The organism is Acinetobacter oleivorans DR1, from assembly GCF_000196795.1.
In the GTDB taxonomy this organism is placed as follows: domain Bacteria; phylum Pseudomonadota; class Gammaproteobacteria; order Pseudomonadales; family Moraxellaceae; genus Acinetobacter; species Acinetobacter oleivorans.
Window position 1 is genome coordinate 3940831 of record NC_014259.1, and the last position, 16419, is coordinate 3957249.

Consider the following 16419-nt stretch of genomic DNA (forward strand, 5'->3'; position numbering starts at 1 on the left):
TAAATTTCGCTCAAATAAACTTCGAGTAATTTAAACCAATCAATCAATGATAATATTTCGATTAATCAATCAGTAAAAATCCACACAAGTTGTTCTTCAATTCTCTTAATGATCTTCTTCCTGGTTCGTCACCAGCAAGCTAGGTCGGCTATATTACTCTTAATCTCTTAAAAGTCAACAGGTAATTTCGATATTTTTAAAACTTAATCTCAAAACCAACTTCTCATTAAATTCATCACTTAAAGTAACCAACTTAATTCCAAGTAACTGTTTTTCAACAAGTTCTTATCTGCATCACCGCCGATGGATGTGCATTATAGAGGATTAAGAGCCCTTTGCAAGCGAAAATTAGAAACTTATGACTTGAGCGTTCACTTTTAAATCAACAACCAATATAACCTATTGTTTTGTATAAATAATTATTTTAATTATTTATTTTTGACCTAAATAAGCCAAGATCATGCTCGACAATTCGCGCTTAAGATGTTGTTCTGATATAAGAAAATTGTTCTGACTCACATATCGCATCATCGTAAAAAGCGTACTATTAATAATTACAAAGGATTTATGCTTCACCTGTTCGAAGTCCCACTGACGAGGATTTCTACTAAATGTATATAGCCCAACTTCAAAAAAATGCTTTTCTAAAATCTGAGCAGCTTGCGAATGGCTATAGTCATGCCAATGTTTCAGCACTTCTATAAAAAATCCATGATCGGCTTTTAATGCATTAAACCCTAGCTCTATCGCCAAGGGGATGAGCAGGTCTAAAGGAATATTTCCTTGCTGCATAACTAGCTCTTTAAGTTGATGTCCTAATAGTTCACTTTTACGGCGTAATAGTTCTTCAACGATTTGATCTTTATTCTCAAAGTATTGGTAAATCGAACCTACACTTACTCCAGATTTCTCTGCAATTTTAGGAGTTGTAGTATGTAGTAAGCCATATTGGGCAATACAGTGCTGTGTCGCCTCTAAAATATGGTCAACAATAATTTTTGAACGCTGTTGCTGTGGGACTTTTCTCATCGGTTTTTTATTCGTTAAATGCGAATTGAATGCGAATAATTATTCATATTAGCCTATTTATTATTCAGATCAATAAGTAAGTAACGATATGCAAATGATTAGCCCGACTCGACTTGCTTCTTTTAATGATATGCAAGGCAGTAATTTCTTTACTCAGTTTTTAAATATCTGCTGTGAAAAACCAGTACAACCAAACTATACGGAATATGTATCTTTACAACGTGCTCTTTGCGAAGGGGACGTTGAAATGGATAAGCTGATTGATTGGGTTATGCAAAATCCCAAAGATCACCGAATAATTTTTGAGAAGATGTTATTTCAAGGCCGCGATGATCTATCTGAGTCGCTACCTACTGAGTTAGAAAATTTCTTTAATTACATTGAACAAAAGCCTGAATGGTTAGACCAGCAACAAATTGATGAGGCTATTAAATTTACTCATCGTTTAGGAATAAATAATGGTTTTATTCTTAGAGATTTATCTTTAATGGGGGGATATTTATATCCGGGATTTAATCAACCCCTAATTTTAACCGGGGCATTAAAGAAACAAGCGGGTACTCGTTTAGCAGAAACTACAAAATGGTGGGTTGATATTACTGAGCCTAAAGGTCTGTCCCGTTTAAGCGCAGGTTTTACATCAACAATCTATGTTCGTTTTATTCATGCACTTGTTCGTAGACAATTAGGAAAATCTGAGCGTTGGGATAGTGAAATTTGGGGAATTCCTCTAAATCAATTTGATTTAGCCATGACTAATTTAGCTTTTAGCAGTGTAGTTTTACTTGGTATTAGAGCGTTGGGTATATGGCCAACAAAAGAAGAAGCTAAGAGTTTTTTACATTTTTGGCGTTATGTCGGCTGGTTAATGGGAATTGATGAAAAGTGGCTTATTCAATCTGAAACTGAAGGCTGGCGATTACTTTACTTGATGCAGTTTACACACCCTCGTTCCGATCACAGCAGTATTGAATTAGGATCAAGCTTATCTAAAGAGCCTTTTGAGAGACAATATCTGCATTTGCGTTCTTTACAGCAGAAACTTGCTTATCGGCAACATTTAGAACTTACCCAATTTTTTATTGGTAAGAAAAGAATGAAACTACTCGGGTTGCCACAGCAGTCTTCTTCATGGTTTGCTTATTATCTGATTTTGCGTAATTCAGTACTTTATAACGGCGCAAAATTTTCACCAAAAGTTAAAAGGTTTTTAACTCAATCGGGTCGTAATTTACAAAAACTTGGCTTAACGCTTTATCAGAATCAAGGTAAGGCAAAAACCTTAGCAAGTATGCATCAATAATTTTTAAAACCTAAAAATAAAAAAGGAAGTCTGTTAACCAGACTTCCTTTTTCAAATATTAAGATGCTTATTGAGATGATGAACTATGCATTTCAGCGTGATTCATTTGCTCAGGTGTTTCCACCATTTGCTTATTTTTTTGACTTGGCATGTAGTCAGGCTCATTGTTGATCGCCAAGTAAAAAATGATCATAAACAATAAGCTCAAGATACAAGCCACAATAAGTGACTTCCATCCCCACCACGATTGTTCAGGCGATAATTTATTTGTCATTTCATTTCTCTCATTCAATTAATACTTTCAGTTCATTTCATTCGCTAGAGCTTATTAAAACTTCATGCTCATACGAACCCAGTAATTTCTTCCGATATTGTTGAATTGCTCTTCACTCGCAAATCCAAAACCTGCACTACCCGCTTTGTTTAAGTGTTCGGTATAGGTTTTATCTAATACGTTATCAACACCAACAGAGACATCAATATCTTTACGAAGGTTGTAGCTTCCGTTTAAAGAAAGAGTTGAAAAACCTTTACTTGGTTTGAGGTCATACCCCACGATGTTACCTTGATGTAGACTCACGCGGTTTTGCTCAGCAACAGCTCGCCACAACAGACCTAAATTATATTTGTCAGCTACATAGCGAATATTTAAGCGACCTTCTAAAGGTGAAATTTGAGGTAGTGGTTTGTCATCTGTAGTGTTTTTACCCCATGCATACATCGCACTCAAATCTGCCTGAATATGGTCGGTAAATTGATATCCAATACCAGCTTCCGCGCCTGCGATGGTTGCATCGACATTTTTAGCGCCCGCAGTAATATCATGACTCATGTCATGCCCATCCATTCCCATACTTGGATGATGGTGGTAACTCATTAAAATGTAGTCATCTACTAAGCCTGCATAAGCAGAAGCCCATGTATTTAAAGCACCATGTTGCTGCTGGAAGCCCATATCCAACTGTAAAGTTTTCTCAGGATTCACACCGTTAAAAGTATTGGTTGAGCCAGCATTACCGTGTTTAGGCGAGAAAAGCTCCCAATAATCAGGCATACGCTCTACATAACCTAAACCGATATAGCTTTTTAGGTCATGCTCAGGATGTTGGTTTTCCCAGCGTACAAATGCACTTGGTAAAGTCTTTTCAAGTTTGGTGTTAAAACCTTGTGCTTGAGAGTCGGCACGTTCATCTTCAACTGTGACTCGATCTAAACGCACACCTGTGACCAGTTTATTGAGATCGTTCCATTGATAACCAAGTTCACCAAAAGCACCGTATGATTGAAAACGCATATCTTGACGATATGGAACATTCATAGAAGGCATATTTGGCGATGACATGCTGCCGCCATGTTTATTGAATTGAGAATCTACACCTGTAATCAAACTCCACTTATTCCATTCAGAAGTCATGGCTAAACGTGAGTTTAATGTACGGCGCGTTACCTCCATTGCCATCGCGTTCGGCATCAACATGGTCATACCACCATGATTCATTTCAACTAATGGCGGAGTACGTAAGCTAAAGTTATCCATAATATGGTCGTTATAGCTGTAGTTCACCTGCCCTTCAATTTTCTTAATGACATCAGTGATATTTTTCTTTTCAAAACGTAGCCCTAAGCTTTCACGCGCAAACTGAGAACCATCCATTGAACGTCCAGCATAAAGCGATTCACCATCCGATTTCCCACCCGTGAGCTCGATCCAAGTGTCTTCATCTGAAGTGAAGCCAAGTGCTACATCAGCATTCCACTTTTTCCATGCTGAAGGCACGGTATTGCCATCACCATCTTGATAACTATTAGACTCTGAACGGTTGGCATTTAAACGGATATATTTCTTTTCATCGCCAATTGCCGCCTCAACGTTATGGTCAATACGTCCATATGAACCTAGCAAGACACTCGCTTGCCCACGATAAGGTTTTTCAGAGGTGAGTTTCTCAGGCTGACGTTCAAAAAGGACTGTTGCAGCAGAACCTGTATTGGCATATTGAACAGTTTGGGGACCTTTAATGACAGAAATACGATCATAACTTTCTGGAGAGATATAAGAAGTTGGAGCATCCATACGGTTTGGACATGCACCTAGGTTTTCTGTTCCATCTGTCAAAATTTTGATACGTGAACCAAACATGCCTCGGAAGGTCACATCACCATTTGTTCCACCGCTTTGTATTGAGTTGAAACCCATAATACTTTGTAGATAGTCTGCCCCATCTGTAGCAGGTACTGGCTGAATAGGCTGCTTTGGATCTGCATGTACAATCAGACCATTTGCATCGTTACCTTGTTGGGCTGTAACAACAATAGGTGCTAATGAATGAAGTGTTTTGGTATCAACATCATTTTTTACTGAATCTGCAAAAACTAGACCCGAATGAGAGACAGCAAGCATCGCAACCCATAGAGGTTGTAATAAAAATTTAGAATGTGGCATTTTTATACGCTCTAAAACATAAATAAAGTGATATTGAAGTCAGTTAAGACCCCAACAAAAAATTGCTTTTATTTATGCAAATAGAGGCGGTGCGCGCCCTTGAGGGAGTAGGAAAAGTCGCTGTAGCGCAAAGTAAACATGTCGAAATGCTTGTTGATAGGCAACTAAGCGGACTTGTATGCGGACTAAAACTTCTTTTACACCAAATTCAGGTGGTAAAACCAAATTGGCATAGACGGTACAATATTGACACTGGTGATTTGCATCATGATGATCATGTTGCGCAGAAGCTTGTGCCTGTTCAATATGATGTTCATGATGTGAATGCATGGTATGTGACATGGTTTCCATTTGTGCTTTGGGTTTAAGCAAAGCACGAGTAATAGTTTCACAGACCGGAGCAATTTGATATTGCTTCGGTAATAGCGGCTGTAGAAATACCGCAACCTGTAAAAATACTGCTGCACATGCAAGCAGTAAACCACTACGAAAAACCAAAAATCACATCCACACTATATTAATGTTTCAAGAATAGAAATTTTTAACGTTTTACTGCAACTTTTTCACGCTCACGTTGACGAACAACTTTTTCGACTTTTTCTCGAGCACGCTGACGTTTAAGTGGCGACAAATAATCCACAAATAATTTGCCATTTAAGTGATCCATTTCATGTTGGATACAAACAGCGAGAAGTCCATCAGCTTCTATCTCAAATGCTTGACCTTCAAGGTTAATTGCCTCAATTTTCACACGTGACGGGCGCTCAACTTTGTCGTATATTTGTGGCACCGATAGGCAGCCTTCTTCGTACTGCTGCTTATCTTCTGTCAGTGGAGTGATTTTGGGGTTAATAAAAACCAAGGGTTCATCTTTAGCTTCAGACAAATCTATAACGATTAACTGAATATGACGATCTACTTGTGAAGCTGCTAAACCAATACCTGGTGCGGCATACATGGTTTCAAGCATATCTGCTGCAAGTTGACGAATTTCATCAGTAACTTCTTCAACAGGCTTAGCAATGGTACGAAGACGGGGATCAGGAAAACTTAAAATAGGTAATAAGGCCATACTGACGTCCTCACTTATGCCATTGATTGAAAAACCAAATGAAGGAAATACTTCATCGAAAAATTGTGTGTTAGCCGCCTATTATAACGCATCTGCACGCATAATTTTTAGGAATTATCATAATGAAAAAGGTTTTTAACGGCATGGTTGAATTTCATGCTTTGGGGATAAAAAAGCATTTACTTGCTTTCGCACTTTTTACAGGGGTTGCAATGGGTACAGTAGCAGAGGTTCATGCTGCTAGTCCAAACCATAATCCACCCTCTCTAAAAGGTAATGCACCACATGTCTACGTTGTAAAACGCGGAGATACGCTGTGGGATATTTCCGGTCATTTCCTAAGTAAACCTTGGCGCTGGCCAGAAATCTGGGCAAATAATCAGCATGTCAAAAATCCACACTGGATTTATCCTGGTGACCGATTGTTGTTATGCAGTTTAGCGGGTCGACCATTGATCGGTAAGGATGAGGGAGATGGTTGCGTTGGCATTATTCGTCGCTACACAGGCCAAATGACAAACTTGCAACCTCAAGTTCGTGTGGAATCGCTTAACGACAATGTACCTGTTATTCCGCTTGAACATATCAAACAGTGGTTAGAACACAGCACAATTTTGCCAGCCGACGCAATTGAACACACTCCTTATATTGTGGGTACTGCTGATCAACGCGTGCTTGCGGCAAGAGGCCAAACCATTTATGCGCGTGGACAAGGTTTAGTTAATGGCCAACGTTATGCAGTCTACCGTGAAGGCGAACCTTATTATTTCACAGACAGTAAAGGTAAAAAGCATAGTCTAGGTATTGAACTACAACAAGTTGCCTCAGGGATTGCGATCTCTTCTGAAAAAGACATAACAACACTTGAGTTAACTGATAGCTACAATTCCGAAGTACGCCGTGGTGATCGGGTTATGCCGGAAGAAGAAGCAACATTACCTACTTTATTTTATCCAGTAGATGCCACTCAAGTTACAGATGCTGGCAAGATCATTCGTGTAATGGGTTCAATTGGCAGCGCTGCAAAAAATAGTGTGGTGACTTTGGACCGAGGTACAGCACAAGGGATTCAAGTAGGGCAAGTTTTTGATATTACTCAAAAGGGTGAGACTATTCGAGACCCTAAAACCAAAGAACCAATACAGTTACCAGGACAACAGATTGGTAGTCTGATGGTTTTCAGAACCTTTGATCAGCTTAGCTATGCCTACGTATTAGAAAGTGACCTACCTATTAAAGTTGGTTCAAGTATTCAGCCACCTCGTTTTGATGATTAACGCTGGATATACCCTTTACAATGCTTACTCAACTTTCTTCACACCATTACCACACGCTTAAAGTGTGGTATTTGGTGCAACACTCCTTAGTTAGCTTCAAAAAAATTGTCAATTATTTTGGTAGCTGTGAAAAAGCGGTCCAACCTGCTGGGTTATCTCAATGGCGCAATCTCGGGTTACATGCTAATCACTTAAAACGCGTAGATGAATTTCAAACTGCTCAGGGTCAAGCTCAGTTTGAAAAACTAATTGAGCAGATCCAGCAATATACTGACTTTATTTTAACGTCCGAAGACTCTGGCTATCCCACTCAATTACTACCTTATACAGACCATCCACCCATCATTTTTGGAAAAGGACAAGCTCAGGCTTTGTTACAGCCACAAATTGCGATTGTCGGTAGTCGAAAACCAAGCCCGCATGGTCGTCAGGTTGCTTATGATTTTGCCTATTACTTAAGTGAAAAAGGATTTTATGTAAGTAGTGGTTTGGCATATGGGATTGACGAAGCTGCTCACCAAGGAGCTTCAGCACATCAACGTACGATTGCTGTGACAGGGACCGGTTTAGACAGTACCTACCCTGCTCAGAATAAAAAACTTGCAGAACAGATCTTGGCTCAAAACGGCGCCATCATTACTGAGTTCTTACCTGGTACGCCACCATTACAGCAACATTTTCCTCGTAGAAACCGAATTGTCAGTGGTCTGAGTTTAGGTGTGTTAGTGGTGGAAGCTACTTTAAAAAGTGGTTCTCTCATTACTGCAAACAAAGCTGCCGAGCAAGGTAAAACCGTATTTGCCATTCCTGGTCATATTTACAGTGAGTTTCATCAGGGCTGCCATCAACTTATTCGTGAAGGAGCCATTTTAGTCGATCATCCTGAACAAATTATTGAAGATCTTGCTTTACCTACTCAATGGCAAAGTCAGCAACAGAACTCAACTGAAGAGGTCGTGGTTTCTTGTGCCCCAGAAATTCCTGAGCATTTGATTAACCTTTATCAGTCTTTAGACTGGGTCGGACAAGATATTGACCAGCTTGTCATACACCACTCTCAACCTGTGGCAGAACTCACCTCTTCACTCATGGAACTAGAACTACTTGGTTTATGTATGCAACAATCAGGGCTGTATTTACGTTGTCGCTCTTAGTGCTGGAGCGCAATAGCAATTCTGTTTGATTGAAAGGAAGAGTATTACCATGATTACCACCTCAGTTACCGAAGCAGCCGAATGTTTACAACAAGGTCAAGTTTTGGCATATCCAACTGAGGCAGTTTGGGGGTTAGGTTGCGACCCTTTTAACGAACAAGCTTTTCAAAAGATTCTTGAGTTAAAGCAAAGGCCTATTGAAAAGGGAGTGATTTTATTAGCAGGTCATATTAGCCAAGTTGAGCACCTACTAACTTCTCTACCTCAAACAACCCAACAAGAAATCATTGATTGTTGGACGAATCATCAACCTTCTGAAAGAGCTACAACTTGGCTATTACCTGCTGGCGAACATATTCCTTCATGGATTAAAGGTGAACATCCACTTGTTGCTGTTCGAGTCACTACACATCCTTTGTGTGTGGCATTATGCAATGCTTTTCATGGTTTTATTGTCTCGACGAGTGCCAACCCAAGTGGGCAAGAACCTGCTCATTCACTACAAGATGCCTGCCAATACTTTGGTTCACAATTAAACTATCTCAATGGTGATTTAGGCCAAAGTCAGCAACCAAGTAGAATTATTAATGCTCTCACTGGAGAGATTATTCGCGCCTAATTTCAGACAAAAAAAAGCTCAGTTATATAGGGATAACTGAGCATAAAAAAGGATGGGTATATACCGCATCCAGAGGGTTTGGATATCTCTGCAACGAAAGATAATTTGCAAAAAAAACACGTCTTTCGTAATGGTCGCTATTATGTAGTAAGAGATCAAATGAGAGAAATATATTATTTCTCTAAAAAAAGCATGAAAAGTGTAGGGAATTTACGAATTTTCGCTTATAAATTAAAATTATATTAATATTTTTACTCGGCTTTTTTAATATTTATATTTCAATCTATTCTTATAAACTATTTATAAATCATATAGAAAAACTTTAACTAAGAAAAAAATGGCATAGTTTTATTAGTTTTTTTAAAAATATGCCATAGTTTTTTTAAAGACTTTAGTTTTGCTCTTGCATTAAGTTGCTCTTTTTAGGACTGACTTTTTTCTGAGCCATAATGATACCAATTAAGATAACAATCCCACCTATTGTGTGATAGATGGTCCATTGCTCAGATAACCAAATGCTTGCAATAATTGCTGTAAAAACAGGAACCAAGTTCATAAAAATACTTGTTCTATTGGGACCCAATTGTTGAACAGCCAACATCCAAACTAACGGTGCAATCAGTGAAGCAAATACCCCTGCATAAATAGCACTTGGCGCATTTTGTGCATTTAAAGCATCTAGTCCGAACCAAAAAATTAAAGGCAGATGAAATATTACAGAAAATCCGATCTGAACATATAAGCTTGTCATGATTGGAAGTGGAAGCTGCCATTTTTTAAGGAAAACCCCATAAAATGCATAGAAGAATACGGCAATAATCATTAATGCATCACCAAGATGCCCGCCTCCACTTAATAAATGGCTAATATTTCCTTGGGACATAACATATAGCAAACCAGCGAAAGATAAAATGCTGCCAAAAACTGCAAATCGATTAGGCACATCTTTTAAAATCGCAAGCGAAACAAAGATTGTAAAGATAGGAATAAATGCATTCACAATGCCCATATTGGTTGCACTGGTATAATGGGCAGCTGTATAAGCAAGTCCTTGATAAAGCACCATCCCAAATGCACTTAACACAGCCAGCTTAGGTAAATATGGTATTAATAATCGTCTTTGTCTCCAAACAGGTAAGAGCATAAACGGCGTTAAAATAATAAAAGCAATTAACCACCGATAAAAACTAATACTTACCGGAGAGATATAATCCGAGACATAGCGGGTGACTACAATGTTTAAAGACCAAATCAGTACTGCCAAAATGGGAAAAATAAATGCCCATTTGTGATATTTCATGACCTGACTCATAGTAATACACCATCTACAAAAGAGATTTTATTTTGAAGAATGTCTTAATAAATTGAAATATCGTATTTCCGACATTGATATTGAACTTAGGACATCATCTTTTTCTAGAATCTAAAATAATGTCCAAGCTTTCACCGCATGACCTACCACTTTATGTAATTGCTCGCTACTCGCACCATCTCTCGCTTGAATAGTAAGACCTTGAATGACAGTGGTGTAAAAATCAGTCATTTCCTGTAAAGGAGCATGAGAAGATAAATCCCCCTGCTCTACACCTTGCTGAAGGCGTTTTAATAATTTTTCTTTTGTCTTTATGCGCTTATCTAATAGATTTTGCTGTACATCTTGAGTTGCATCAGAGCAATTCATAGCAGCAACGACCACCATACAACCTGCTGGCTTATTCGGCTGAACCAATCTTTTAACAATGTCATAAAGATATAACTCAACAGCAATTTTTGCAGTTTTTGCTTCTACAAATATAGTATCAATCGGACATCCTTCATGAGCTAAATAGTAATCAACACATCTGTAAAACAGCCCTTCTTTGTCACCAAAAGTACTGTACAAGCTCGGTGCTGTAATTTCCAAAGCTTGTGTTAAATCACTAATAGACGTTGCTTCATAACCATGCTCCCAAAACAGCAACATTGCTTTTTGCAAAACCTGTTGTTCATCAAAGCATTTAGGACGTCCACGCTTTTTTTTCAGAGCGTCTTCTGTAACAGCTAAATTCGTTTCATGCCTATTTGTCATAAAGATCACATCTATTTTTATAACAATCGTTATTAAATTAATTGACGTTCGATTTTTTATCAACTATTTTATTTTCATAATGATCGTTAGTTAATTAATAAATTGCCTTTCTTCACTCTAAATTTAGCCAAGTAAGGATTTCCTATGGACCAATCTTCTATTTCTAAAGCGCGACCCACGACCTCCCCTCAAGGGAGCTGGTTTGCCATTTTGGCCGTTGCGATTGCAGCGTTTGCATTAGTAACAAGTGAATTTTTACCTGTTGGTGTTTTAAATAGTGTTGCAACAGATTTAAATATTTCTGTAGGTACAGCCGGTCTTATTATTACTGTACCCGGCATTATGGCAGCAATTGCCGCCCCTCTATTACCTGTATCTGTGAAACAACTTGATCGGCGTTATGTGCTTATCTTGCTGACAGCCATTATGGTTATTGCGAATACCATTACTGCCTTTGCAGAAAATTTCCATATTTTATTACTCAGTCGCTTAATTTTAGGTATTTCAATTGGTGGATTCTGGGCGACAGCAATTGCTTTAAGTGGGAAATTAGCTCCCTCACATCTTCCTATTGCGAAAGCAACAGCTGTAGTAATGGCTGGTGTAACTTTTGCGACAGTTTTAGGTGTTCCAATTGGAACATGGTTAAGTGAGTTTTATGGTTGGCGCAGCGCTTTTGGGATTACAGCAGGAATTGGTTTAATTGTTTTAATCTTACAATTAATCTTCTTACCTAAACTTGTTCCAGACTCAGCAATTCATATAAGAGACTTACCAGCATTATTACGTACTCCTAAAGCACGTAGTGGTATGTTGATTGTTTTACTGATTGGACTTGCTCATTTTTGTGCCTATAGCTATTTAGCACCTTTCTTCAAAAATATTGCAGGCTTTAACGGCACAACAATTAGTTCATTATTATTGCTCTATGGAATTGCAGGTATTTTCGGAAATGCATTCGCCGGATATAGCGGCAATTTAAATGTCCGATATACACTTGCCTTTGTTAGTGCTTGTTTTGCAATTGTATTTTTTGGATTCCCACTTTTTGCCATTCATGAATTTGGTGCTATTGTCTTAACAGCTTTATGGGGCTTCGCATTTGGTGCTTTCCCTACCTCAGCAAATATTTGGATGTTTGTACATGCACCAAATGCAGTTGAAAAAGGTATGCCTCTTTTTGTAGGTATGTTTCAGGTGATGATTGCGACAGGTTCATTATTAGGTGGATATGTAGTTGATCATTTCAATGAAAATACTTTAATTTATGGTGTATTAAGCTTTGTTGCACTAGCATTACTGAGTACATTTACCTTAGCAAAAGGTTTAAATAATCCTAAAGCAACTTGTGAAAATTAAAATATTATTCAGAGTAAATAAATGAAAAATGAGGGCCAACAATTTTCTTTATTGAACAGTATAGAGGTTCATGAATTTCTATACCAAAAAGAAGATATTGTTCGTCCTCATGCATCCCTCTGGGGAGATTTTAATTTCAGTTTGAATGGTATTTTGGAAATGCAAGTAGAGGAACAAATCTACTTATCTCCTCCAAGCTATGGGCTTTGGATTCCACCTCAAACTGTTCATCAATCTACTCATATTGACCATGAAATTCACTATATCTGTATTCGACTACACCCTAGCCTCTGTTCTATTTTAGGTGACGTCTGTAAATGCTTTAGTATTCAACCTTTCTTTCGAACCTTAGTTTTACAAATTCTCGAACAGCAAAAACAAACCGAAAAAGCTGAATATTTAGAGCATCTTTTACAAGTTTTATTCGATCAACTTAAACAAGCTCCTGCATATTCACATTATTTACCGCAAACGCGTCATCCTGTTTTATTGCCTATTCTAGAAAAACTCTCAGACCCATTACTTTTTGATCACTCTTTACAGCAGTTGCTACAAAATTTCTCGGTCAGCGATCGCCACTTATTACGTTTGAGTCAACAAGAGCTTCAGCTTTCGTTATCGGAATGGCGTAACCGAGCCAAAATTGTTTATGCCATTCATCAGATCCGCCAAGGGACCTCCATTAAGCGTTTAGCTTACGATTTAGGTTATCAACATAGCTCAAGTTTTATCGAGTTTTTTAAACGTTATACAGGGCAAACGCCTATCCAAATGAGAAATAACTAGAATTTAGTTTATCTCTAAAAACTTTTTCTTTTTTGAACACGAATATTATTGCACTGACCATCAATAGCAGTTAAAACAAATGCGTTACTTGATATCAATTACAATCTTCAGGAAAGACTCATGACACAATCTGTATATCACATTCCAGTAAAAGCCATTTCAGGCGAAACGGTTGACCTCGAACAATACAAAGGTAAGGTTTTACTTATTGTAAATACTGCTTCTAAATGTGGTTTAACTCCACAATACGAAGGTCTAGAAAAGCTTTATCAAGCAAAAAAAGATCAAGGTCTTGAAATTTTAGGTTTCCCTGCAAACAACTTTAAGGAACAAGAACCAGGTTCTGATGAAGAAATTCAACAATTCTGTTCATTAAATTACGATGTTCACTTCCCTTTATTTTCTAAAGTATCTGTTGCAGGTGAAGATAAGCATCCACTGTATGCAACTTTGACATCAGCTCAACCAGAACGTACTGGTGAAGGACCTTTCCGTGAGCGCTTAGAAGGCTTAGGTATTCCAACTAATCCAGCTCCAGAAGTTTTATGGAACTTCGAAAAATTCTTAATTAATAAAAATGGCGAAGTAGTGGCTCGTTTTGCTCCAAACCTAACTGCGGATGATGAACAAATTGTTAAAGCAGTTGAAGCAGAGTTAGCAAAATAACGGTTTTAAAAACGTGAAAAAGAGCGTTTTCTACGCTCTTTTTTATTATCTGCTCAAAGTGTTGTTTGTTTGCAAAAATACAATCTTTCTCCATATTTTATGCCTATAGTACCTATTTGCTTTATTTGATGTTGTTTGTAGTTATGAAAAAAGTTTTACAGGGTGCATTTCTTCCTTTTGTAATTTTTGCCTCAGGCATGCTTTTACTCGGGTGTGATCAAGCACGAGATCATGCTACTGAACAAGAAAATACTGAAATAAGTGAACAGGCATCGGATCAAGCTATTGAACGACAAGAATCAGATATTGCTCCTAGCAAAACTGAACTCAAAAGCGGCAATATTTTTTATATGGTCCGAGATGCTGCTAATTTACAGCTTAAAGCTGGAGATTATGTTGAACAGCTTAAAGACACTCAACTTGACGTTGAACAAGCAATTCAAGATAAGAATCAAAGTGAATTAAAAACAACTATTTCAACTTTAAAACAGCAATTACAAGGTTTAAATCAAGCTCTTCTCACCTTAGATATCAAAAGTCAGGAAATTGAGAATATTCGCCAAAGTTTATTACATGCCAATCAACAAGCTCTTAGTATGCCGTTATTAAATGGGAAATTAGATCAAATCAATTTTGACCAAATTGAAAAACAGCTAAATACTATTCAAATGGATATGGTTAAGTTAGCCGCCATGATTATGGCTGGAGATGAAAAATCAGACTCAAAAACTGAATCTTAAAAAATTAACTTATAAAAAAAGCCACCTTACGGTGGCTTTTTCAATCTCGAACCGCGTCTTATTGAGCGCGGTTTTTGATTTTACGGATTGTTTCAAGCTGGCCTGAGATCTCTGATAGAGATGCCAAAGCAGCAGCTGAGTCCAAATCACTCTTTTGGTTCGCAAGCAATTGTTCAGCATTTTTACGTGCTTCTAAAATTGCAGCTTCATCCAAATTGTCTGCACGGATTGCAGTATCTGCAAGAACCGTTACAACATGAGGTTGAACTTCTAAAACACCGCCAGATACATAGACGATTTCTTCTGTACCATTTTCCAACTGAACACGAATCGGGCCCGGTTGAAGCAAGGTTACGAGTGGAGCGTGTCCTGGTAAAATACCAAGCTCACCACCAGCACCTTTCGCGATTAACATCGTCACTGCGCCAGAGTAAATAGACTCTTTAACACTTACGACATCACATTGCATAGTCGCCATGAGATGATCTCCTTAAATTAGAGTTTCTCAGCTTTAGCAATCACTTCGTCAATACCACCAACCATATAGAACGCTTGTTCTGGGATGTGATCGTATTCACCAGCTAATAGACCTTTAAAGCCACGAATCGTTTCTTTAAGTGGTACTAATTTACCAGGAGCACCAGTAAACACTTCAGCTACGTGGAATGGTTGAGAGAAGAAACGTTGGATTTTACGCGCACGGTAAACAACCAATTTATCTTCTTCAGCTAACTCATCCATACCCAAAATTGCGATAATGTCTTTAAGCTCTTTATAACGTTGCAATACGTTCTGTACAGAACGAGCAATTTCATAATGCTCTTGACCAACAACTAATGGGTCTAACTGACGTGAAGTTGAGTCAAGTGGATCAATCGCTGGATAGATACCAGAAGATGCGATGTCACGGCTCAATACTACTGTTGCATCTAAGTGAGCAAATGTAGTTGCAGGCGATGGATCTGTTAAGTCATCGGCAGGTACATATACTGCTTGGATCGATGTGATCGAACCAGATTTAGTAGATGTAATACGCTCTTGAAGAACACCCATTTCTTCTGCAAGTGTAGGTTGGTAACCTACTGCAGATGGCATACGACCTAACAATGCTGATACTTCAGTACCTGCAAGTGTATAACGGTAGATGTTGTCGACGAATAATAATACGTCACGACCTTTACCATTTTCGTCTTTTTGATCACGGAAGTATTCAGCCATAGTCAAACCAGTTAACGCTACGCGTAAACGGTTACCTGGTGGCTCGTTCATCTGACCGTAGACCATTGCTACTTTGTCAAGAACGTTAGAATCTTTCATTTCGTGATAGAAGTCGTTACCTTCACGAGTACGCTCACCAACACCAGCAAACACAGATAAACCTGAGTGAGCTTTCGCGATGTTGTTGATCAACTCCATCATGTTAACGGTTTTACCAACACCCGCACCACCGAATAAACCAACTTTACCACCTTTTGCAAACGGGCAAAGTAAGTCAATTACTTTAATACCAGTTTCTAAAAGATCAGTAGAAGCTGCTTGTTCAGCATAAGAAGGTGCTTGACGGTGAATCGGCAAACGCTCTTCAGTCGCAACAGGACCTGCTTCATCAATTGGGCGACCCAAAACGTCCATGATACGACCAAGCGTAGCTGGACCTACTGGAACAGAAATCGGTGCATTTGTGCTGGTTACGTTAAGGCCACGTTTAAGACCTTCTGTAGAACCCATTGCGATGGTACGAACAACACCATCGCCAAGCTGTTGCTGAACTTCTAATGTAGTTTCAGTACCGTCAACTTGGAGAGCGTCATAGATCTTAGGAACGCTATTGCGCTCAAACTCGACGTCGATAACCGCGCCGATGATCTGAATGATACGACCGCTACTCATTGCTGTCTCCTCA

At 38.5% G+C, this 16419-nt stretch carries 17 protein-coding genes; 8 read left to right on the forward strand and 9 right to left on the reverse strand.

Annotation, left to right across the window (positions count from 1 at the left end; all coding sequences use genetic code 11):
* Nucleotides 1-432 precede the first annotated feature (432 nt).
* Complete coding sequence (locus tag AOLE_RS18545) at nucleotides 433-1029, reverse strand: TetR/AcrR family transcriptional regulator (RefSeq protein ID WP_013199168.1); 597 nt, start codon at nucleotides 1027-1029, stop codon at nucleotides 433-435.
* Nucleotides 1030-1117: 88 nt separating this feature from the next.
* Between AOLE_RS18545 and AOLE_RS18550 the strand changes: the two genes are divergently transcribed.
* Complete coding sequence (locus AOLE_RS18550) at nucleotides 1118-2332, forward strand: oxygenase MpaB family protein (RefSeq protein WP_013199169.1); 1215 nt, start codon at nucleotides 1118-1120, stop codon at nucleotides 2330-2332.
* A gap of 67 nt (nucleotides 2333-2399) precedes the next feature.
* Here the strand turns inward: AOLE_RS18550 and AOLE_RS18555 are convergent, their stop codons facing one another.
* From AOLE_RS18555 to def, 4 genes are all read right to left on the reverse strand, one after another.
* The gene (locus tag AOLE_RS18555; protein ID WP_013199171.1) at nucleotides 2400-2606 is read right to left on the reverse strand and encodes a hypothetical protein; all 207 of its coding nucleotides are present in this window, start codon (nucleotides 2604-2606) and stop codon (nucleotides 2400-2402) included.
* A 54-nt stretch (nucleotides 2607-2660) separates the two neighbouring features.
* On the reverse strand, nucleotides 2661-4775 hold the full coding sequence (locus AOLE_RS18560) for a TonB-dependent copper receptor (protein ID WP_013199172.1): 2115 nt from the start codon (nucleotides 4773-4775) through the stop codon (nucleotides 2661-2663).
* 72 nt (nucleotides 4776-4847) lie between these two features.
* Nucleotides 4848-5273 carry a DUF2946 family protein gene (locus AOLE_RS18565; RefSeq protein ID WP_013199173.1) on the reverse strand — a complete coding sequence of 142 codons (426 nt, stop codon included), beginning with the start codon at nucleotides 5271-5273 and terminating at the stop codon, nucleotides 4848-4850.
* Nucleotides 5274-5316: 43 nt separating this feature from the next.
* A complete protein-coding gene (gene def / locus AOLE_RS18570; RefSeq protein WP_004795267.1) occupies nucleotides 5317-5847 on the reverse strand; it encodes a peptide deformylase in 531 nt (176 codons plus the stop codon).
* 122 nt (nucleotides 5848-5969) lie between these two features.
* Between def and AOLE_RS18575 the strand changes: the two genes are divergently transcribed.
* From AOLE_RS18575 to AOLE_RS18585, 3 genes are read left to right on the forward strand one after another with little or no spacing between them, the layout of a single operon-like run.
* Entirely contained in the window at nucleotides 5970-7124 is a 1155-nt protein-coding gene (locus AOLE_RS18575) for a LysM peptidoglycan-binding domain-containing protein (RefSeq protein ID WP_013199174.1), read from the forward strand.
* A 20-nt stretch (nucleotides 7125-7144) separates the two neighbouring features.
* Nucleotides 7145-8278 carry a DNA-processing protein DprA gene (gene dprA, locus AOLE_RS18580; RefSeq protein WP_013199175.1) on the forward strand — a complete coding sequence of 378 codons (1134 nt, stop codon included), beginning with the start codon at nucleotides 7145-7147 and terminating at the stop codon, nucleotides 8276-8278.
* Nucleotides 8279-8327: 49 nt separating this feature from the next.
* Complete coding sequence (locus AOLE_RS18585) at nucleotides 8328-8897, forward strand: L-threonylcarbamoyladenylate synthase (RefSeq protein WP_013199176.1); 570 nt, start codon at nucleotides 8328-8330, stop codon at nucleotides 8895-8897.
* A 391-nt stretch (nucleotides 8898-9288) separates the two neighbouring features.
* Here AOLE_RS18585 and AOLE_RS18590 read toward each other — a convergent pair whose 3' ends face one another.
* Complete coding sequence (locus tag AOLE_RS18590) at nucleotides 9289-10209, reverse strand: DMT family transporter (RefSeq protein WP_081399223.1); 921 nt, start codon at nucleotides 10207-10209, stop codon at nucleotides 9289-9291.
* Nucleotides 10210-10320: 111 nt separating this feature from the next.
* Nucleotides 10321-10974 (reverse strand): TetR/AcrR family transcriptional regulator, encoded by a 654-nt coding sequence (locus tag AOLE_RS18595; protein ID WP_081399224.1) that lies wholly within the window; start codon nucleotides 10972-10974, stop codon nucleotides 10321-10323.
* A gap of 135 nt (nucleotides 10975-11109) precedes the next feature.
* Between AOLE_RS18595 and AOLE_RS18600 the strand changes: the two genes are divergently transcribed.
* The 4 genes from AOLE_RS18600 (at nucleotide 11110) to AOLE_RS18615 (ending at nucleotide 14516) form a co-directional block, all read left to right on the forward strand.
* Nucleotides 11110-12324 carry an MFS transporter gene (locus AOLE_RS18600; RefSeq protein ID WP_005309158.1) on the forward strand — a complete coding sequence of 405 codons (1215 nt, stop codon included), beginning with the start codon at nucleotides 11110-11112 and terminating at the stop codon, nucleotides 12322-12324.
* Between the two features lie 21 nt (nucleotides 12325-12345).
* Complete coding sequence (locus AOLE_RS18605; RefSeq protein ID WP_013199179.1) at nucleotides 12346-13110, forward strand: AraC family transcriptional regulator; 765 nt, start codon at nucleotides 12346-12348, stop codon at nucleotides 13108-13110.
* A gap of 120 nt (nucleotides 13111-13230) precedes the next feature.
* Entirely contained in the window at nucleotides 13231-13776 is a 546-nt protein-coding gene (locus AOLE_RS18610) for a glutathione peroxidase (protein WP_004795283.1), read from the forward strand.
* A gap of 143 nt (nucleotides 13777-13919) precedes the next feature.
* Nucleotides 13920-14516, forward strand: coding sequence for a hypothetical protein (locus AOLE_RS18615; RefSeq protein WP_013199180.1), 597 nt, complete (start codon nucleotides 13920-13922; stop codon nucleotides 14514-14516).
* Nucleotides 14517-14574: 58 nt separating this feature from the next.
* On the opposite strand, the gene AOLE_RS18620 is transcribed toward AOLE_RS18615, so the two are convergent.
* Entirely contained in the window at nucleotides 14575-14994 is a 420-nt protein-coding gene (locus AOLE_RS18620; protein ID WP_004795288.1) for a F0F1 ATP synthase subunit epsilon, read from the reverse strand.
* A 17-nt stretch (nucleotides 14995-15011) separates the two neighbouring features.
* The gene (gene atpD, locus AOLE_RS18625; RefSeq protein ID WP_004930535.1) at nucleotides 15012-16406 is read right to left on the reverse strand and encodes a F0F1 ATP synthase subunit beta; all 1395 of its coding nucleotides are present in this window, start codon (nucleotides 16404-16406) and stop codon (nucleotides 15012-15014) included.
* Nucleotides 16407-16419: the final 13 nt, after the last annotated feature.